Genomic DNA, 18802 nt, shown 5'->3' with positions numbered 1-18802 from the left:
CGGGAGGGCCGGGAGCGCCACCGGGCGGCACCCCCGGCCCCGGCCGGTCAGTCCTCTTCGGAGACCCAGTCGAAGGTCTTCGTGACGGCCTTCTTCCAGTTGCGGTACTCGCGCTCGCGGCGGGCGTCGTCCATCGACGGGTCCCACTGCTTGTCCTGGGCCCAGTTGGTGCGGATGTCGTCTTCGGACTTCCAGAACCCGACGGCGAGACCGGCGGCGTACGCGGCACCCAGCGCGGTGGTCTCGTTGACCACCGGGCGGATCACCGGCACGCCGAGGATGTCGGCCTGGAACTGCATGAGCAGCTCGTTGACGACCATGCCGCCGTCGACCTTGAGGGCCTTCAGCGGCACCCCGGAGTCGGCGTTCATCGCGTCGAGCACCTCGCGGGTCTGGAAGGCGGTCGCCTCCAGCACCGCGCGGGCGAGGTGACCCTTGTTGACGAACCGGGTGAGCCCGACGATCGCGCCGCGCGCGTCGGATCGCCAGTAAGGAGCGAACAGACCCGAGAACGCCGGGACGAAGTACGCGCCGCCGTTGTCCTCGACGGTGCTCGCGTGCTCCTCGATCTCGGCCGCGGTCGAGATCATGCCGAGGTTGTCGCGCAGCCACTGCACCAGCGAACCGGTGACGGCGATGGAGCCTTCCAGCGCGTAGACCGTGTCGTTCGAGCCGATCTTGTAGCAGATCGTGGTGAGCAGCCCGTTCTGCGACATCACCTTCTCGGTGCCGGTGTTCAGCAGCATGAAGTTGCCGGTGCCGTAGGTGTTCTTGGCCTCGCCGGGCGAGAGGCAGGCCTGGCCGAACGTCGCGGCCTGCTGGTCGCCCAGGATGCCCGCGATCGGGACGCCGGCCAGCGCGCCCTTCTCGCGGACCTTGCCGTACTCCTCGGACGAGGAGCGGATCTCCGGCAGCATCGAAAGGGGGATGCCCATCTCGCCGGCGATCTCGGCGTCCCACTGCAGGGTGTCGAGGTCCATCAGCATGGTGCGGGAGGCGTTGGTCGGGTCGGTGACGTGCACACCGCCGTCGGCCCCGCCGGTCATGTTCCACAGCACCCAGGTGTCCATGTTGCCGAAGATCAGGTCACCGGCTTCGGCCTTCTCGCGAGCGCCTTCGACGTTGTCCAGGATCCACTTGATCTTGGGCCCGGAGAAGTAGGTCGCGAGCGGGAGGCCGACCTTGTCGCGGTAGCGCTCCTGGCCGCCGCCGAGGTTGCCGAGCTCGGTGACGATCTTGTCGGTGCGGGTGTCCTGCCAAACGATCGCGTTGTACACCGGCTTGCCGGTCGTCTTGTCCCAGACGAGTGCGGTCTCGCGCTGGTTGGTGATGCCGACGGCGGCGATGTCCTTGGCGGTCAGGTCGGCCTTGGCCAGCGCACCCGCGGCGACCCGGCGCGTGTTCTCCCAGATCTCTTCCGCGTTGTGCTCGACCCAGCCGGCGCGGGGGAAGATCTGCTCGTGCTCGCGCTGGTCGACCGAGACGACGCGGCCTTCGTGGTTGAAGATCATGCACCGGGTCGACGTGGTGCCCTGGTCGATCGCGGCTACGTACGAAGTCATGTGTGCTCCCGGAATTGGCGTCGGACGGCGATCAGGTCAGGTTGTGGACGGCGAGGTACAGCAGGGCGGCGATGGCGCCACCGACGAGCGGGCCGACCACCGGGATCCACGAGTAGCCCCAGTTGGCGTTGGCCTTGTTCTTGATCGGCAGCAGGAAGGCGTAGGCGATGCGCGGCCCGAGGTCGCGGGCCGGGTTGATGGCGTAGCCCGTCGGCCCGCCGAGGGAGGTACCGATCACGAGCACCACGAACGAGACGCCCGCGTAGCCCAGCGCGGAGTTGCCGAAGTTCGGGGTGCCGCCGTCGCCCGCCGCGTAGACCGGGCTGAGCAGGATCCAGGCGACCAGCACGAACGTGCCGATGATTTCGGTGACGAGGTTCCAGGCCGTGTTGGGGATCTGCGGTGCGGTGGAGAAGATGCCGAGCGTGTTCTCGGGCTCGGGGTGGTCGTCGAACTGCAGCTTGTAGGCGGCCCAGCAGAGCACGGCGCCGAGGATGGCGCCGACCATCTGGCCGATGAAGTAGAACGGCACGTCACCCCACGGCGTCTTGTCCGCGATCGCGAGGCCGAGCGTGACGGCCGGATTGAGGTGGGCCCCGCTCGGGGCGGCGATGCTGGCGCCGGTGAAGACGGCGAACGCCCAGCCGAAGTTGATGAACAGGAAGCCGGCTTGGTGGCCGTTGTTCTTGCGGAGTACGTGGTTCGCGACCACACCGTTGCCGAGCAGGATCAGCGCGGCCGTTCCCAATATTTCCCAGACGATTATTGCCCCAGCACTCACCGCTGCACCTCCACACTGGACAATCTGCGCAGGGTCGATCACGGCGTGCCACGGCACCGTTGCCGACCCACGTCCGGGCGACGTTACCGGGGCGTAGAAGGTACTTCCAAGCACCGGGCAGCCGAATCTTTTCAAGATCGCGGAGGGTTACGCCACAAGTGTCATCCGTGGACGGGCGGATGATCACCGGGTCGTGCGATGCTGGAAGCCTCGCCGGCACGAGGAGGAATGTCACGTGGCGCAGCACGCAGCGGAGACGAACCCGGCTCGACTGGGCCCGGTCAAGCGGGAAGAGACGTGGCAGCGGCTCGGCAAGGAGACCTTCGACCTGGTCGTCATCGGCGGCGGCGTGGTGGGCGCGGGCACGGCGCTGGACGCCGCGACGCGCGGGCTCCGGGTCGCGCTCGTCGAGGCCCGGGACCTCGCGTCGGGGACGTCGAGCCGGTCGAGCAAGCTCTTCCACGGCGGCCTGCGCTACCTGGAACAGCTCGAGTTCGGCCTGGTCCGGGAGGCGCTGCGCGAGCGCGAGCTGATGCTGACGACGATCGCGCCCCACCTGGTGAAGCCGGTCAGCTTCCTCTACCCGCTGACGCACCGCGTGTGGGAGCGGCCGTACACCGCGGCGGGCCTGCTGATGTACGACACGATGGGCGGCGCCCGCAGCGTCCCGGGCCAGAAGCACCTGACCCGCGCCGGCGCGCTGCGCATGGTGCCCGCGCTCAAGCGGTCCGCGCTGATCGGCGGCATCCGCTACTACGACGCGCAGTCCGACGACGCCCGCCACACGATGACGGTGGCCAGGACGGCGGCGCACTACGGCGCGGTCGTGCGGACGTCGACCCAGGTCGTCGGCTTCCTGCGCGAAGCCGACCGGGTGTCCGGCGTGCGCGTGCGCGACGTCGAGGACGGCCGTGAAACGGAGATCTCGGCGGCCGCGGTGATCAACTGCACCGGCGTCTGGACCGACGAGCTCCAGCGCCTGTCGGGCGGCCGCGGCCGGTTCCGGGTGCGGGCGAGCAAGGGCGTGCACATCGTCGTCCCGCGCGACCGGATCGTCTCGGAGTCGGGGATGATCCTGCGCACCGAGAAGTCGGTGCTGTTCGTGATCCCGTGGGGCAACCACTGGATCGTCGGCACGACGGACACGGACTGGAACCTCGACCTGGCCCACCCGGCGGCGACGAAGCACGACATCGACTACCTCCTCGAGCACGTCAACACGGTCTTGGCGACGCCGCTGACGCATGACGACATCGAAGGCGTGTACGCGGGCCTTCGCCCGCTGCTGGCGGGGGAGAGCGAAGAGACGTCGAAGCTGTCGCGCGAGCACGCGGTGGCCCGGGTGGCCCCGGGCCTGGTGGCCATCGCGGGCGGCAAGTACACGACCTACCGGGTGATGGCGGCGGACGCGGTCGACGCGGCGGCGGTGGACCTGCCGGGCCGCTCGCAGCCGTCGATCACCGACAAGGTCCCCCTGCTCGGCGCGGACGGCTACCACGCGCTGGTCAACCAGGCCGACCACCTGGCGGCGGAGCACGGCCTGCACCCCTACCGGGTGCGGCACCTGCTGGACCGCTACGGCTCGCTGGTCCACGAAGTCCTGGCCTCGGCGGAAGGCCGCCCGGAGCTGCTGAAGCCGATCGAGCACGCCCCGGACTACCTGGGCGTCGAAGTGGTGTACGCGGCTTCGTACGAGGGCGCGCTGCACCTGGAGGACGTCCTGGCCCGCCGGACGCGCATCTCGATCGAGTACGCGCACCGCGGGGTGGACTGCGCCGAGCAGGTGGCCGCCCTGGTGGGCGAGGTGCTCGGCTGGTCACCGGAAACGGTGAAGCACGAGATCGAGGTCTACCGCGCGCGGGTGGAGGCGGAACGCAAGTCCCAGTCCCAGCCGAGCGACGAAGCGGCGGACGCGTTGCGGTCGGCGGCGCCCGAGGCCCGCGCGGGGATCGTGGAGCCGGTGAGCTGAGGGGCCGTCAGGACGTCCGGTGCCAGCGGATCAGGCGCTCGCCCGTCGGCGCCCGCTCCGCCTCCGGACCGACCAGCGTGAACCCGCAGCGCTCCGCCACGATCGCCGAAGCCGCGTTGCTCTCCTCGTACCGGTAGCTCACCTCTCTCAGCCCCAGCCCGCCGAAGCCGAACCTCAGCGCCGCGTTCAGCGCCGTGGTCGCGATGCCCTTGCCGCGCTCGGCCGGGTGGACCCAGATCGTCGCCTCGGCATACGCCGCGTCGAGGTTCAGCTCGCGGAGCCCCACTTCGCCCAGGAGCCGCCCCGAAGTCGGTTCCGCGATGGCCCACGAGCAGCGCTCGTCGCCCGCCCACTGGGCCGCCCGCAAGGCCACGTACTCGGTGGCCTCGTCGAGCGTGCGCAGGCGGTAGTTCAGCACGTACTTGCGGTGCGTCGGATCGGCGAACGCCTCCATCAACAACGGGCGGTCGTCGATGTGGCGGTCGGCGCGCAGCTGGCGCAGGTAGTAGGTGCCCGCGTTGATCTCCACCGGTTCCACTCCGCCCAGCCTAGCCAGGCCGGGCGCCGCGATCACGAACGGCGGCGGCGCGCCCCGGCGATCATCGCGACGACCAGTGGCAGCGCGACCGAAATGATCAGCAGCCTGCCGCGGGACAGGATCAGCACCGCGATCGCCAGCACGATCGCGATCGGCACCGCGCCCGCGGTCAGGAAGCGCACCAGCGCGCTGTCCTCCGCCGACGCCATCGGGACGCCGGGCGCGGAAACGCCGCTGAGCAGCGCGCTCGGGCGGGGCGAGGGCAGGTCGTCGAACAGCGGGACGAGCTCGCTGACCCGCTTCGCCGCGGTGACCTTCGCGGACCGGGCCCCGTACTCGTCGATGTCGAGGCGTCCGGTGCGGACGTGCTCTTCGAGGACGTCCAGGGCGTCCTGGCGTTCGGCGTCGCTCAACCGCATGTCGCTCACGGCGGGCTCAGCGGTCCAGGCCGCGCCGGTGGTCGCGGAAGGAGTCGCGCAGCTCCCGCCGGCGCTGCCGGTCGCGCAGGTGCCGCTCGTGGCGGTCGCGGTGGTCGTGGTTCGGGTTCCAGTCGTGGCCCCACATGGACTTGCCGAAGGCGGTGAGCGCGATCGGTACGAAGATGACCGGCCACAGGTGGCCACTGACGGCGGCGATCAGCGCGATCGCGGCGATCCAGGTCAACGGCACTATCGCGGCGACGAACCGCTGCGGGGGCGACCAATGCTCGGGGCTCCGCGGGCGGACCGGTGGCTCGGGCAGCCTGGGCCGGGCCGCGGGCTCGGGCGCCTTGACGGCCTGGGGGGCGTCCTCGTACTGGGGGTGCGGTGCGGGGAGGTCCGCGAAGATCTCGACGAGTTCGCCGCGCGTCTTGGCCGCGGTGATCCGCGCCGAGCGCTCGCCGTACTCGTCGATGTCGATCCGCCCCGCGGTCATGTGCTCACCGAGCGCGGACAGCGCGGACTCGCGGTTCTGGTCGCTGATCCGCAGCTGCGGAGACGGCACTTCGGTCACGTAGTCGATGGTAGGCCGCCACGGGGGCGGCCCACCACGACATCTGCGACGAAGTCCGCTACTTGATCTCGAGCAGCTGTGTGCCTTGCGTCACGGCGGCGCCCACCTCGACCGAAAGGCCGGTGACGGTGCCCGCTTTGTGTGCGGTGACCGGGTTCTCCATCTTCATCGCCTCGAGGACGACGATCAGCTCACCGGCTTCGACCGTCTGGCCCTCTTCGACGGCCACCTTCACGATCGTGCCCTGCATCGGCGCCGTGACGGCGTCGCCGCTCACCGCCGCCTTGGTGCCGCCGGCGCGCTTGCGCGGCTTCGCCTTGACCGCGGTGCCGCCCCCGCCACCGCCTTCGAGCGCGAACCCGCCCGGCAGCGACACCTCGAGCCGGCGCCCGCCGACCTCGACCACGACGTTCTGCCGCGGTTCCTCTTCGGCGGCTTCGACGTCCGGCGCCACGAACGGCTCGATCTTGTTGTCGAACTCCGTCTCGATCCAGCGCGTGTGCACGCTGAAGCCGTTCTCGTCGCCGATGAACGCTGGGTCGTTCACGATCACCCGGTCGAACGGCAGCACCGTCGCCATGCCTTCGACGACCATCTCGTCGAGCGCGCGGCGGCTGCGCTCCAAGGCGTTGTTCCGGTCCGACCCGGTGACGATCAGCTTGGCCAGCATCGAGTCGAACTGCCCGCCGATGACGCTGCCGGACTCGACGCCGGAGTCGACGCGCACGCCCGGCCCGCTCGGCGCGACGAACTTGGTCACCGTGCCCGGCGCGGGCAGGAAGCCGCGGCCGGCGTCCTCGCCGTTGATGCGGAACTCGATCGAGTGGCCGCGGGGCTCCGGGTCCTCGGTGATCCGCAGCGCCTCGCCGCGGGCGATGCGGAACATCTCGCGGACCAGGTCCAGCCCGGTCGTCTCCTCCGAAACCGGGTGCTCGACCTGCAGCCGCGTGTTGACCTCGAGGAAGGAGATGGTGCCGTCGGTCGCGACGAGGTACTCGACCGTGCCGGCGCCGTAGTAGCCGGCTTCCTTGCAGATCGCCTTCGCGGACTCGTGGATGCGCTTGCGCTGCTCGTCGCTCAGGAACGGCGCGGGCGCCTCTTCGACGAGCTTCTGGTGGCGGCGCTGCAGCGAGCAGTCGCGGGTGCCGACGACGATCGCGTTGCCGTGCATGTCGGCCAGCACCTGCGCCTCGACGTGCCGCGGCTTGTCCAGGTACCGCTCGACGAAGCACTCGCCGCGGCCGAACGCGGCGACCGCCTCGCGGGTGGCCGACTCGAACAGCTCGGGGATCTCTTCGCGGGTGCGGGCGACCTTCAGGCCGCGGCCACCGCCGCCGAACGCGGCCTTGATGGCCACCGGGAGCCCGTGCTCGTCGGCGAACGCGACGATCTCCCCGGCGTCCTTGACCGGCTCCTTCGTGCCCGGCACCAGCGGCGCGCCCGCGCGCATGGCGATGTGGCGCGCGGTGACCTTGTCGCCGAGGTCGCGGATGGCCTGCGGGCTCGGTCCGATCCAGGTCAGCCCGGCGTCGAGGACGGCCTGGGCGAAGTCCGCGTTCTCGGACAGGAAGCCGTAGCCGGGGTGCACCGAGTCGGCGCCCGACCGCTTGGCGGCGTCCAGGAGCTTGTCGAAGTTCAGGTAGCTCTCGGCGGCCGTCGTGCCGCCCAGCGCGAAGGCTTCGTCGGCCAGGCGCACGTGAGGCGCGTCGCGATCCGGGTCCGCGTACACCGCGACACTGGCCAGGCCAGCGTCCTTCGCGGCTCTGATGACGCGTACCGCGATTTCGCCACGGTTGGCGACCAGGATCTTGGTCACCGGACCACCCGTGGTTTCGCCGACCTGCTCGGCCACCCCGCACCTCCTGCGTCCGACAGCTGCATTGCTGACCGCCCACGCGGCATCAGGGAAGTCTACGGATCTGACGTCGGGAGTCTCTTGAGTGAGAGGTGAACCACGCTCAGACGTGGTGGCGCAGCTCCTCGGGCAGCGGCGAATCGAGCACGATCACGTCGTACGGGTTCGCCTGGTGCACCTTCGGCAGGTGCTCGGTGTTCACCAGCACCCACGGCTGGTGCTCGCCGCAGCAGTCGATCAGCCGGTCCAGCGCGGTGAAGGCGACCAGCGCGGTGCGGCCGTCCGGCGTGCGGCGCAGCTCGATCGACGCGCCCTCGGCTTCGACGTTGACCGGGCCGGTCGGGAGGTACAGGGCGGGAGGCAGGTTCGGATTCGTCACCACAACAACATAGACGGACACGTTCCGCTACTCGTGACCCTGTCGGGCAACCACGCTTTGGGGGGTCCGTGGGGGCGGAGCCCCTCGGGCGGGGTACGGGGGTTGCACCCCCGGGGGATTCAGTCACACCCTGACGGGGCGTTGCCGACACGCGTACGTGAAGCGGCTTACGCTCTGACTCATGCGGACTACGGCAGCGCGGACGCCCCGGTCGGCGCTGCTCACCGCGGTGCTGGCCGCGGTGGTCACCCTCGGCGCGATCGGCGCGGTGTTCCTGCTGCGGCCGCGCCCCGAGGCGTCGTCCGGCGCGGCCGAACCCGCCGCTGCCCCGGTGACACCCGCGGTGACCTGCGGCGGCGGCCCGTGCCGCCAGCTCGCGGCGATGACCGTCGGGGGCACGCCGGTGGTGCTGCTGACCGACTCGGCGGGCGGTTCGGCGCGCCTGCGCGTCGGGCCCGAGCCGGGCACGGTGTTCGAGCTGTCGATCGCCCAGCTGGGTGTGCGGCTGGACCAGAACTCGCTGCGCTGCATCGACGGCCCGGACCCGGCGTGCCTGGTCCGCGGCGACGTCGGCGACGACGGCACGGCCGCGTACGGCGAACTGCTCGTCGACAGCGGGGGAGTGTGGCGCGACTGGGGCAAGCCGTTCTACGCCGACGCCGGGACGCTGTCGCTCTACGACGTCACGGGCGACGCCAGCCCCGACGTGATCGTGGTCCGCCACGACTGCCCGGATTCCGCGTCCGGCACCCCTAAGTGCACGGCGGCCCCGGTGCTGGGCGAGGTGTACGAGCTTTCGGGCCGTTCGGTGGGCTGCACGCGGCGGGTGACGTCGCCGTCGGACCTGCGCGGCTGGCCGGACATCCGCCTGACCCGGGCCGACCTGCGCAGCTGCCCGTCCTGAACGACGTGAAGGCCGCCTCGAACCCTCGAGGCGGCCTTCACGGGCGTGCGGATCAGGCGGGGGCGGGTTCGGTGTGCCGGGCCGCCGAGCCGTCGTCGCTGTGCTCGGGACGGTCGGTCGGGGCGTTGAGGACCTCGTCGTCGAGCAGGCCTTCGCTGCGCGCCACGATCGTCGGCACCACGATCTGGCCGGCCACGTTCGTCGCCGTCCGCATCATGTCCATGATCGGGTTGACCGAGTAGATCAGCGCCAGGCCCAGCGCCACCTGCTTGGCGTCGAGGCCGATGAACGACGTCGTCAGCGTGAAGGCCGTCAGCCAGCCCGTGGTCCCGGCCGTCGCCAGCGCGCCGACCACGGCGACCACGACGATGCCGACGTACTGCCAGAAGTTCAGCGACACCCCGGCCAGGTTGGCCACGAAGATCGCCGCGATCGCCGGGAACACCGCCGCGCAGCCGTCCATCTTGGTCGCGCTGCCGAGCGGGGTCGCGAAGGCCGCGTACGCCGGCTGGACGCCGAGGTTGACCGCGGACTGGCGGGTCAGCGGCAGGGTCGCGGCCGAGGACTGCGAGGCGAACGCGAACTGGATCGCCGTGCCCGCCTTCGCGAAGAACTTGAGCGGGCTGACCTTCGCCACGAACTGCAGCAGGATCGGGTAGACGACGAACAGCACGAGCAGGCAGCCGACGTACACCGCGAGCGTGGTGGAGAACAGCGGCCGGAACAGCGCGTCGCCGTAGTTCGACACCGCCGCGCCGATCAGGCCGACGATGCCGATCGGGGCCAGCCGGACGATCCAGCCGAGGTAGCGCTGGATGATCTCGAACACGCTCGTCGTGAAGTCGACGAACGGCTTCGCCTTGTCACCCAGGCTGTAGGCCGCGGCCCCGATGACCAGCGCGAGGAACAGCACCTGCAGCGTCTCGCCGTCGGAGAACGCTTTCACGAAGTTCTCCGGCAGCAGCCCGTTGACGAAGGCGTCCCAGGATCCCCAGTGGTCGACGCTCTTCGCCGCCTTGTCGGCGTTCTTGGCGGTCGCTTCGACGCCGCCGAGCCCGCCGGCGCCCGGGTTGAAGATCCGGCCGACCACGATGCCGATCAGCGACGCGATGAACGAGGTGATGGCGAACCAGAGCACCGTCTTGCCGCCGAGGCGGGCGGCGGTGCGGCCGCCGCCGAGCTTCCGGAGGCTGTTGATGCCGACCACGATCGCCGTGAAGACCAGCGGGATCACCGCGATCTGCAGCAGCGTGGTGAAGATGGTGCCGATCTGGTCGAGGAGATCGGTCAGCCAGCCGGCCTCGGTCTGCCGCGCGACGACACCCAGGAGGGCGCCGACGACGAGCGAGCCGAGAACCGCGGCCGCGAACACCCGCGGCTTGGTGTATGTCCGTACGAAAGACACGGGGCGACTCCGGTGCTCGAAAGTTTCCAGTCTTGCCGGGTAAAGAGAACGTTAGGCAAGAGGCGACTCTTCCGGATCACCCGAAGGTGTGGTGCCCTTCTCAGGATGCGGGAGACTGCCAGAGATCCACGACACTCACGCCGACCTCGGCCAGCAGCCGGCGCGTCAGCGGCAGGCTGATCCCGATGACGCTCGTGTGGCCGCCGTCGAGGCCTTCGACGAACCAGCCGCCCCGGCCGTCGATCGTGAAGCCGCCGGCGACGTTGAGCGGCTCGCCGCTGGCGACGTAGGCGTCGATCTCCGCCGCGCTCGGCGTGCCGAACCGGACGGTGGTCGATTCCCAGCCCGCGGTCTCCTTCGCGCGCGTCCCGCCGTCGAGCCGGACGACCGCGTGCCCGGTGAGCAGTTCACCGGATGTTCCCGCCATCGCGGCCCAGCGGGTGCGCGCCACGTCCGGCGAACCGGGCTTCCCGACCATCTGCCCGTGGATCGAAAGCATCGAATCGCAGGCGACGACGACGGCGTCCGGGTGCACGGCGGCGACCTGGTCGACGACCGCCTCGGCCTTGGCTGCGGCGAGGGCCGCGACCAGCTCGGACGGCGACGGATCGGGCAGGGAGGCGGCGACCGCGTCCTCGTCGACGCCGGAGACGAACACGGCGGGATCGAGGCCCGCGGAGCGCAGGAGGGCGAGGCGGGCGGGGGACTGGGAGGCGAGGACGAACTGCACGACTGAAACTTACTTGACCAGGCGGTCGTGACCGAATTGTGACCGGCGTCACGCCACGGGAGAGCTAATTTGTTTTGGCTCGCAACTTATGGATCGACGGACTGTCACGGAGAGACCGATGCCGCTCCTCCGCACCACGAGATCATTGCGAACCACCGCTTTGGCCGGCCTCCTCGTCGCGGGCACGGCCCTCGTCCCGATGGCGTCCGCCGCCGTCACACCGCTGTACCGGAGCCCGCGCGCCTCGGTGGCCGACCGCGTCACGGACCTGATGGCGCGGATGACGCTCGACGACAAGGTCGGGCAGATGACCCAGGGCGAGCGCGGGGCCGCGACCCCCGCCCAGTCCGCGGCCGCCCGGCTCGGCTCCATCCTCTCCGGCGGCGGTTCGACGCCGGCGCCGAACACCCCGCAGGGGTGGGCGGACATGGTCGACGCCTACCAGCGGGCGGCGACCTCGACCGGCCTCGGCATCCCGATCGTCTACGGCTCGGACACCGTGCACGGCCACAACAACGTCTCCGGCGCCACGATCTTCCCGCACAACATCGGCCTCGGCGCGGCCAACGACCCGCAGCTGGCCGAGCAGATCGGCGCGATCACCGCGCGGGAGTCCGCCGCCACCGGCGTCAAGTGGGGCTTCGCGCCCTGCCTGTGCGTCGCGCGCGACGACCGCTGGGGCCGCACGTACGAGTCCTTCGGCGAAGTCCCCGCCAACGCCGTCGCGAACTCCGTGGTCATCGAGGGCCTGCAGGGTGCCTCGCTGGGCGACACGACGTCGATCATGGCCACGGCCAAGCACTTCATCGGCGACGGCGGCACCACCGGCGGCGTCGACCAGGGCAACACCCAGATCGGCCTCGACGAGCTGCGGCGCATCCACCTACCGCCGTTCCAGGCCGCGATCGCCCACGGCGTCGGCTCGGTGATGATCAGCTACAACAGCTGGAACGGCGTCAAGGACCACGGCAACAAGTTCCTGATCACCGACCTGCTCAAGACGGAGCTGGGCTTCTCCGGGTTCGTGGTCTCCGACTGGAACGGCATCGACCAGATCGACGGCCGCTCCGGCTTCACCGCGGCCGAGGTCAGCCAGGCCGTCAACGCCGGGATCGACATGGTCATGGTCCCCAACGACTACCTGAAGTTCATCAGCACGCTGAAGGCGGAGGTCGGCAACGGGCACGTCCCGATGTCCCGCATCGACGACGCCAACCGCCGGATCCTCACCAAGAAGTTCGAGCTGGGCCTGTTCGAGCACCCGTACACCGACCGCTCGCTGCAGCAGGACTTCGGCAGCGCGGCGCACCACGCCGTGGCGCGGCAGGCGGTGCGCGAGTCGCAGGTGCTGCTCAAGAACGAGGGCGTGCTGCCGTTGGCCAAGGACAACAACAAGATCTTCGTGGCCGGGAAGAACGCGAACAACCTGGGCAACCAGGCCGGCGGCTGGACGCTGACCTGGCAGGGCCAGAGCGGCGAGCGGGTGATCCCGGGCACGACGGTCCTCGACGGCATCAAGGCCGGTGCCGGGAAAGGCACAGTGGTGACCTATGACCGTGCGGGTGGCGGAATCGACTCCAGCTACAAGGCCGCGGTCGCCGTGGTGGGCGAAACGCCGTACGCCGAAGGGCAGGGCGACCGGCCGAACGGACTCGGCCTCGACGCCGAAGACGTCGCCCTCATCGGCAAGCTGAAGGCCTCGGGCGTGCCGCTGGTCGTGGTGACGGTTTCCGGGCGGCCGCTGGACATCGCGGCGCAGCTGCCGTCGGCCAAGGCGCTGGTGGCGGCCTGGCTGCCGGGCGCGGAAGGCGCCGGTGTCGCGGATGTGCTGTACGGCGACTACAACCCGACCGGGAAGCTGAGCTTCACCTGGCCGGCGAGCTCTTCCCAGGAACCGGTCAACACCGGTGACGGCAAGCAGGGCCTGTTCCCGTACGGGTTCGGCCTGTCGTACAACCGCTGAGCCACCGCTCCCGCGGTCCGTGCAGGCCCCCGCTCCGGTACCCGACACCGGAACGGGGGTCTGCGCGATTTCAGGCCGCGGCCGCCTCGGGCGCCGGGGCCGGGGTTTCCCAGCGCGGCTTGACCCGCTGCAGCACCGCGGCGGAAAGAACGCCGAGCAGGAGCACGCCCATCGGCAGCAGCATCGTCACCCGGGCGGCGTCGGTCAGTCCGTTGTGGACCGCTTCGGTGGCCAGCTTCCCCGCCTGCGCGGCGATCTCCGCGGGCAGCCCCGGTATCGGCGACGGGCCGCCTGCCGAGCCGAACTCCCCGGTGCTCGCCGCCGCGTGCGCGATCCCCTCGGCGAACGGCGCCCGGTACTGCGCCGGCAGCTGCGCCGCCGCCTTCGTGGCCTCGTCCGCGATGGACGCGCTGATCCGCGCCTGCAGCAGCACGCCGATCGCCGCGCTGCCGAGCACGCCGCCGACCTGGCGCGCGGTGTTGAAGATGCCGGACGCGGTCCCGGCCAGCCGCGGCTCGACCGACCCCATCGTCAGGTTGCTCATCGGCGAGAAGATGCAGCCGATGCCGAGCCCGCACACCAGCAGGGCCGGGACGAACGCCCACGCGTTGCTGTCCGGGCGCGCCTGCAGCGCGATGATCCCCAGCCCGGCCGCGAGCGCCGCCAGGCCGAACATCACCAGGTACTTGCCGTTCACCTTGTCCGACGCGCGCCCGACGAACGGCGCGATGATGCCGGACAGCAGCGACATCGGCGCGGTGAGCAGGCCGCCCATGGTCGGGCTCAGCCCGAGCACCGACTGGATGTAGATGACCAGCGGCAGGAACATGCCGGTCATCGCGAAGCCGACGGTGGTCGCGGTGAGCGTCCCGGCCGAGAAGTTCCGGTTGGAGAACACCTGCAGCGGCAGCAGCGGCTCGCGCTTGTTGAAGCGCTGCCACACCAGGAAGGCGATCATCAGCACCACGCCGGCGCCGATGATCTCGAACACCGTGACGCCGCCGAAGACCGTGCCCCAGTCGTACTGCTGGCCGTTCTGGACGCCGAACACGATGCACAGCAGCGCCGCGCTCGAAAGCAGGATGCCCAGCAGGTCGAACGAGTGCGCGTGCTTCGGCTGCCAGTCCGGCACCAGCAGCAGGGTGAGCACGACGGCGATCACGCCGATCGGCACGTTGACGTAGAAGATCCACTCCCAGCCGAAGTGGTCGACCAGTACGCCGCCGAGCAGCGGACCGGCGATCGTCGCCAGCCCGGCGACCCCGCCCCACATGCCCATCGCCGGGCCGCGCTTGGCCGGCGGGAACAGGTGCGTGATGAAGGCCAGCGTCTGCGGCGTCATCAGCGCGGCGCCGAGCCCCTGCACGGCCCGCGCGGCGATGAGCATCTCGGCGTTGCCGGACAGGCCGCACCACAGCGACGCGCCGGTGAACACCACGAGCCCGGCGAGGAACACGCGCTTCGGGCCGAAGCGGTCACCGAGCCGGCTGGTGAACAGCATCGGCACGGCGTAGGTGAGCAGGTAGACGCTGATCACCCAGACGATCGAGTTCAGCCCGGCGCCCAGCTCGCGCAGCATGGTCGGGATCGCGATCGACACGATCGTCGTGTCGAGCAGGATCATGAAGAAGCCGAGGCACAGCGCGCCCAGCGCGGCCCACGGGTTAGCTTGTCTTGCGTTCATCGTCGTCTTCCCTGGTGATGAGCGTGAGCTTGGGTGGTTGGTGTTCCTGGAACGGGATCCGCCCGGAACGCAGGTCCTCGGCGAGGCGTTCGGTCCACTCGAGTTCGAACTGCCGGTGGTCGCAGCTGTAGCGCCAGTCGAGCCAGTAGATCTCCGGCGTCTTGTCCTCGGTGAGCCGCTGCAGCACGGTCCGGTCGGAGGCCACCGCGGCGCGCAGCCGCATGATCCGGGTTTCGAGCTCGTTCAACGTCGTTTCGCGCCCCAGTTCGTCGATCACGGCGAGGCCGGACAGGTAGGCGGGGAACTCGGTGGCGACGTCCCCCAGCAGTTCGCGGCCACGCCGGTTGAACTCGTCGAGCCCGGTCTGCGTCATGCCGTAGACGGTCCGTTCGGGCCGCCTGCCGTCGCGCTGCGTGTCGACGACCTCGATGAAACCGCCGCGGTGCAGCCGTTCCACGGTGTGGTAGAGCGAACCGGCCTTCACGTTGACCCGGACGTCGACGTACCGCTCGCGCATGAGCGCGGCCATCTCGTAAGGGTGCATGGGCTTCTCGTGGAGCAGCTCCAGCACGGCGAGGCCGAGTGGCGTCAGCTTGGCCGAGGCCATGGTTCGATCCCTCCCGGTCGGTTATTCCACGTGGACTATACGGGCTGGGGTAGCGGACGGTCCACGGCCAATCCTGTGACCGTCCGTACACGGCGAGAAAGCATCGCTCGGCGACTCGGGAAATCAAGTAGTTCGCATCAAGAACCACCTGTGTTATGTTCGTGGTGCGAACTAACTGGGAGGAATCATGACGTACTTCGGCATCGGCGTGTCCACCGCGGTCACCGCCGTCCCCGGCACCCTCGAACTGGCCGTCCAGGCCGACCGGGGTGGCCTCGACCTGATCACCGTTTCCGATCACCCGTACCACGCCGACCGGCTCGACGCGTACGCCGAAATCGGCGTCCTGCTCGGGCGAACCGAACGCATCTCCGGCCTGGTCAGCGTCACCAACCTGCCGACCCGGCCCGCGGCGGTGCTCGCGCGCACCATCACGAGCCTGTCCGCGCTGACCGGCGGCCGGATCGTGCTCGGCATGGGCGTCGGCGGGCTGTGGGACGACATCGCGCGGCTCGGCTTCCCCAAACTCACCCCCGGGCAGGCCGTGCGGGCCTTCGAAGAGGGCATCCGGCTGGTCAAGATGCTCGGCGGGGGCGGTGGACCGGTCACCTTCGACGGCGAGTTCCACCGGGTCACCGACCTCGTGCCCGCCGAAGAAGAGATGCCGCCGGTGTGGACCGGGTCCGTCGGGCCGAAGTCGCTGGCCGTCACCGGGCGGGTGGCCGACGGGTGGATGCCCGGGCACGCCGCCGACTGGCTCAGCGAGCGGTACCGGACCTCGCGTCCGCTCATCGATAAGGCCGCCGTCGACGCCGGGCGGGACCCCGCCGGCATCGCCACCGTCTACAACTTCCCCGGCCGCATCACGGCGGAGCCGCTCGCCCGCACCCGTGACGGCGACGGACGCTGGATCGGCGGCTCGCCCGCCCAGTGGGTCGAGGAGCTGACCGGCGCGGTGCTGGAGCACGGCGCCGCGGGGTTCGTGCTCTTCGGGCCCGGCGGCAGCACGCCCGACGCGGCCGCCGCCGCCCGGTGGGCCGAGGAGATCGTGCCCGCGGTGCGGGAAGCCGTAGGCTGACCGGATGGGGAAAAGCGGGGCGGACCTGGGCGTGGTGGCCGGGCTCGTGCGGGCGTCGTTCCTGGTGAACGCCGTCTACGCCGAGTCCGCCCGCGAGTACGGGCTCACCGTGCAGCAGGGCCAGCTGCTGTGCGTGCTGATGGGCCGCCCGTACGGCATGGGCGATCTGGGCGCGACGCTCGGCCTCGAGAAGTCGAGCCTCACCGGCCTGGTCGACCGCGCGGTCCGGCGCGGGCTCGTCCGCCGCGAGCCCGACCCGGACGACCGCCGGGCCGTCCACGTCCTCTTGACCGCCGAAGGCCACGAGCTCGCCGAAGACTTCTACGCGGCGACGTGCCGCCGGGTCGACGAGCTGGCCGCGGGCCTGAGCACCCCGGACCGCGACCGGCTCGCGGCACTGCTGGGCACGATCGTCCGGGACAACGAAGCCCCGACGGTCTTCCTGGACGCCCTTCAGCCCTGAGGCAGCCCCGAAGCGCGCCAAGCGCCTTCGCCGGGGTGAAGCGGCCGACGCAGCGAAGCAGCGTGATCGCCCCACCACGACGTACGCGGCTTCGGCTTCTCAGGCGCCTTCGCCGCCGACGCCGCGGCGACGACCGCCGTCAGCGCCGCCAGCTCGGCGTCGCTCGGGTTCCCGCGGACCACTCGCAGCAAGGGGCGCGTTTCGGACTCGCTCACAGCGGGATGTTCCCGTGCTTCTTGGGCGGCAGCGACTCGCGCTTGTTCCGCAGCAGCGAAAGCGCCCGGGCGACGTGCCCGCGGGTGTGCGCCGGCGCGATCACCGAGTCGACGTACCCGCGCTCGGCCGCCGCGTACGGGTTCAGCAGCGTGTCCTCGTACTCCTGGATCAGCTCGGCGCGGAGGGCGTCGACGTCGCGGCCTTCGTTCGCCGCGTTGGCCAGGGTCTTGCGGTGGACGATGTTCGCCGCGCCCTGGGCGCCCATCACCGCGACCTGGGCCGTCGGCCAGGCCAGGTTGATGTCGGCGCCGAGGTGCTTCGAGCCCATGACGTCGTACGCGCCGCCGTACGCCTTGCGCGTGATGACCGTGACCAGCGGGACCGTGGCCTCCGCGTAGGCGTAGATCAGCTTCGCGCCGCGGCGGATGATGCCGTTCCACTCCTGGTCGGTGCCCGGGAGGAAGCCCGGGACGTCGACGAAGGTGAGCACCGGGATGTTGAACGCGTCGCAGGTGCGGACGAACCGCGCGGCCTTCTCGGACGCGTCGATGTCGAGGCAGCCGGCGAACTGGGTCGGCTGGTTGGCCACCACGCCGACGCTGTGGCCGTCGACGCGGCCGAAGCCGACGATGATGTTCGGCGCGAACAGCTCGTGGACCTCGAGGAAGTCGCCGTCGTCGACCACCCGGTTGATGACTTCGTGCATGTCGTACGGGGTGTTCGGCGAGTCCGGGATGATCGTGTCGAGCTCGCGGTCGGCGTCGGTGACGTCTTCGAAGAACCCGGCCGGGTTGTCCGCCGGGTCGAACACCGGTGCGTCGGACAGGTTGTTCTGCGGCAGGTAGGAGAGCAGTTCCTTGACGTAGGCGATGGCGTCCTCGTCGTCGGAGCCCAGGTAGTGCGCGACGCCGGACTTCGTGTTGTGGGTGCGGCCGCCGCCGAGCTCCTCGAAGGTGACGTCCTCGCCGGTGACCGTCTTGACGACGTCCGGGCCGGTGATGAACATCTGCGAGGTCTCGTCGACCATCACGACGAAGTCGGTCAGCGCGGGGGAGTAGACGTGGCCGCCGGCGTTCGCGCCCATGATCAGCGAGATCTGGGGGATGACGCCGGAAGCCTGCACGTTGCGGCGGAAGATCTCGCCGTACAGGCCGAGCGAGACGACGCCCTCCTGGATGCGCGCGCCGCCGCCTTCGTTGATGCCGATGATCGGGCGGCCGGTCTTGATCGCCAGGTCCATCACCTTGACGATCTTCTCGCCGTAGACCTCGCCGAGGCTGCCGCCGAAGACGGTGACGTCCTGGCTGAACACGCAGACCGGCCGGCCGTCGACGGTCCCGTACCCGGTGACGACGCCGTCGCCGTACGGCCGGTTCTTCTCCTGGCCGAAGTTGGTCGAGCGGTGCCGGGCCAGCTCGTCGAGCTCGACGAAGGAGTTCTCGTCGAGGAGGAGCTCGATCCGTTCGCGGGCGGTTTTCTTGCCCTTGGCGTGCTGCTTTTCCACCGCCCGGGCCGAGCCGGCGTGCACCGCTTCGTCGTAACGGCGGTACAGGTCGGCCAGCTTGCCGGCCGTGGTGTGGATGTCCGGTTCATCCTCGGGCGGCGTCCCGAGCGGCTCCGTCGCACTGCTCATGCCACGGGAGCTTAGCTACTTGCCGGTCACTTGGCGTGTGGC

Annotated in this window: 18 protein-coding genes; 5 read left to right on the top strand and 13 right to left on the bottom strand. The window is 70.4% G+C overall.

The genetic code is table 11. The features are described 5' to 3' along the window. Positions 1 to 47: 47 nt before the first annotated feature. The gene (gene glpK, locus ACWEGE_RS33870) at positions 48 to 1562 is read right to left on the bottom strand and encodes a glycerol kinase GlpK (RefSeq protein ID WP_449664541.1); all 1515 of its coding nucleotides are present in this window, start codon (positions 1560 to 1562) and stop codon (positions 48 to 50) included. Between the two features lie 31 nt (positions 1563 to 1593). Next, on the bottom strand, positions 1594 to 2343 hold the full coding sequence (locus ACWEGE_RS33865) for an MIP/aquaporin family protein (RefSeq protein WP_449664540.1): 750 nt from the start codon (positions 2341 to 2343) through the stop codon (positions 1594 to 1596). Between the two features lie 235 nt (positions 2344 to 2578). Between ACWEGE_RS33865 and ACWEGE_RS33860 the strand changes: the two genes are divergently transcribed. Next, positions 2579 to 4312 (top strand): glycerol-3-phosphate dehydrogenase/oxidase, encoded by a 1734-nt coding sequence (locus ACWEGE_RS33860; RefSeq protein WP_449664539.1) that lies wholly within the window; start codon positions 2579 to 2581, stop codon positions 4310 to 4312. Between the two features lie 7 nt (positions 4313 to 4319). Here the strand turns inward: ACWEGE_RS33860 and ACWEGE_RS33855 are convergent, their stop codons facing one another. From ACWEGE_RS33855 to ACWEGE_RS33835, 5 genes are all read right to left on the bottom strand, one after another. Continuing rightward, positions 4320 to 4850 (bottom strand): GNAT family N-acetyltransferase, encoded by a 531-nt coding sequence (locus ACWEGE_RS33855; RefSeq protein ID WP_449664538.1) that lies wholly within the window; start codon positions 4848 to 4850, stop codon positions 4320 to 4322. Positions 4851 to 4882: 32 nt separating this feature from the next. Further along, positions 4883 to 5278 carry a DUF1707 SHOCT-like domain-containing protein gene (locus ACWEGE_RS33850; RefSeq protein WP_449664537.1) on the bottom strand — a complete coding sequence of 132 codons (396 nt, stop codon included), beginning with the start codon at positions 5276 to 5278 and terminating at the stop codon, positions 4883 to 4885. Between the two features lie 7 nt (positions 5279 to 5285). Beyond that, on the bottom strand, positions 5286 to 5843 hold the full coding sequence (locus ACWEGE_RS33845; RefSeq protein ID WP_449664536.1) for a DUF1707 domain-containing protein: 558 nt from the start codon (positions 5841 to 5843) through the stop codon (positions 5286 to 5288). A gap of 58 nt (positions 5844 to 5901) precedes the next feature. Beyond that, on the bottom strand, positions 5902 to 7695 hold the full coding sequence (locus ACWEGE_RS33840; protein WP_449664535.1) for an acetyl/propionyl/methylcrotonyl-CoA carboxylase subunit alpha: 1794 nt from the start codon (positions 7693 to 7695) through the stop codon (positions 5902 to 5904). Positions 7696 to 7801: 106 nt separating this feature from the next. Further along, entirely contained in the window at positions 7802 to 8098 is a 297-nt protein-coding gene (locus tag ACWEGE_RS33835) for an SAV_915 family protein (RefSeq protein ID WP_449664534.1), read from the bottom strand. 160 nt (positions 8099 to 8258) lie between these two features. Between ACWEGE_RS33835 and ACWEGE_RS33830 the strand changes: the two genes are divergently transcribed. Then, positions 8259 to 8981 carry a hypothetical protein gene (locus ACWEGE_RS33830; RefSeq protein ID WP_449664533.1) on the top strand — a complete coding sequence of 241 codons (723 nt, stop codon included), beginning with the start codon at positions 8259 to 8261 and terminating at the stop codon, positions 8979 to 8981. Between the two features lie 52 nt (positions 8982 to 9033). On the opposite strand, the gene ACWEGE_RS33825 is transcribed toward ACWEGE_RS33830, so the two are convergent. Both ACWEGE_RS33825 and ACWEGE_RS33820 read right to left on the bottom strand, forming a co-directional pair. Further along, positions 9034 to 10386, bottom strand: coding sequence for a dicarboxylate/amino acid:cation symporter (locus tag ACWEGE_RS33825; protein ID WP_449664532.1), 1353 nt, complete (start codon positions 10384 to 10386; stop codon positions 9034 to 9036). A 100-nt stretch (positions 10387 to 10486) separates the two neighbouring features. Next, on the bottom strand, positions 10487 to 11116 hold the full coding sequence (locus tag ACWEGE_RS33820; RefSeq protein ID WP_449664531.1) for a Maf family protein: 630 nt from the start codon (positions 11114 to 11116) through the stop codon (positions 10487 to 10489). Positions 11117 to 11234: 118 nt separating this feature from the next. On the opposite strand from ACWEGE_RS33820, the gene ACWEGE_RS33815 reads away from it, so the two are divergent. Continuing rightward, entirely contained in the window at positions 11235 to 13079 is a 1845-nt protein-coding gene (locus ACWEGE_RS33815; protein ID WP_449664530.1) for a glycoside hydrolase family 3 protein, read from the top strand. Between the two features lie 70 nt (positions 13080 to 13149). Here ACWEGE_RS33815 and ACWEGE_RS33810 read toward each other — a convergent pair whose 3' ends face one another. Then, the gene (locus ACWEGE_RS33810) at positions 13150 to 14763 is read right to left on the bottom strand and encodes a DHA2 family efflux MFS transporter permease subunit (protein ID WP_449664529.1); all 1614 of its coding nucleotides are present in this window, start codon (positions 14761 to 14763) and stop codon (positions 13150 to 13152) included. Beyond that, on the bottom strand, positions 14744 to 15370 hold the full coding sequence (locus ACWEGE_RS33805; RefSeq protein WP_449664528.1) for a PadR family transcriptional regulator: 627 nt from the start codon (positions 15368 to 15370) through the stop codon (positions 14744 to 14746). Before ACWEGE_RS33805 ends, ACWEGE_RS33810 begins: the two co-directional genes overlap by 20 nt. 187 nt (positions 15371 to 15557) lie before the next feature. Between ACWEGE_RS33805 and ACWEGE_RS33800 the strand changes: the two genes are divergently transcribed. Both ACWEGE_RS33800 and ACWEGE_RS33795 read left to right on the top strand, forming a co-directional pair. Further along, a complete protein-coding gene (locus ACWEGE_RS33800) occupies positions 15558 to 16448 on the top strand; it encodes an LLM class flavin-dependent oxidoreductase (protein ID WP_449664527.1) in 891 nt (296 codons plus the stop codon). 4 nt (positions 16449 to 16452) lie between these two features. After that, positions 16453 to 16911, top strand: a complete 459-nt coding sequence (locus ACWEGE_RS33795; RefSeq protein ID WP_449664526.1) for a MarR family winged helix-turn-helix transcriptional regulator — start codon at positions 16453 to 16455, stop codon at positions 16909 to 16911. On the opposite strand, the gene ACWEGE_RS33790 is transcribed toward ACWEGE_RS33795, so the two are convergent. Next, complete coding sequence (locus ACWEGE_RS33790) at positions 16902 to 17126, bottom strand: acyl-CoA carboxylase subunit epsilon (RefSeq protein ID WP_449664525.1); 225 nt, start codon at positions 17124 to 17126, stop codon at positions 16902 to 16904. The genes ACWEGE_RS33795 and ACWEGE_RS33790 overlap by 10 nt on opposite strands. Further along, positions 17123 to 18760, bottom strand: a complete 1638-nt coding sequence (locus ACWEGE_RS33785) for an acyl-CoA carboxylase subunit beta (protein WP_449664524.1) — start codon at positions 18758 to 18760, stop codon at positions 17123 to 17125. The genes ACWEGE_RS33790 and ACWEGE_RS33785 overlap by 4 nt, the downstream gene beginning before the upstream one ends. Positions 18761 to 18802: the final 42 nt, after the last annotated feature.

This window comes from Amycolatopsis sp. NPDC004747 (genome assembly GCF_053601335.1).
Note: the sequence above shows the minus strand (reverse complement) of the source record. Positions and strands in the feature narration are given on the sequence as shown.

Coding starts and splice junctions, on each gene's coding strand:
- glpK (WP_449664541.1), bottom strand. CDS start 1,562: ATGACTTCGTACGTAGCCGCGATCGACCAGGGCACCACGTCGACCCGG.
- ACWEGE_RS33830 (WP_449664533.1), top strand. CDS start 8,259: ATGCGGACTACGGCAGCGCGGACGCCCCGGTCGGCGCTGCTCACCGCG.
- ACWEGE_RS33815 (WP_449664530.1), top strand. CDS start 11,235: ATGCCGCTCCTCCGCACCACGAGATCATTGCGAACCACCGCTTTGGCC.
- ACWEGE_RS33810 (WP_449664529.1), bottom strand. CDS start 14,763: ATGAACGCAAGACAAGCTAACCCGTGGGCCGCGCTGGGCGCGCTGTGC.
- ACWEGE_RS33805 (WP_449664528.1), bottom strand. CDS start 15,370: ATGGCCTCGGCCAAGCTGACGCCACTCGGCCTCGCCGTGCTGGAGCTG.
- ACWEGE_RS33800 (WP_449664527.1), top strand. CDS start 15,558: ATGACGTACTTCGGCATCGGCGTGTCCACCGCGGTCACCGCCGTCCCC.
- ACWEGE_RS33795 (WP_449664526.1), top strand. CDS start 16,453: ATGGGGAAAAGCGGGGCGGACCTGGGCGTGGTGGCCGGGCTCGTGCGG.
- ACWEGE_RS33785 (WP_449664524.1), bottom strand. CDS start 18,760: ATGAGCAGTGCGACGGAGCCGCTCGGGACGCCGCCCGAGGATGAACCG.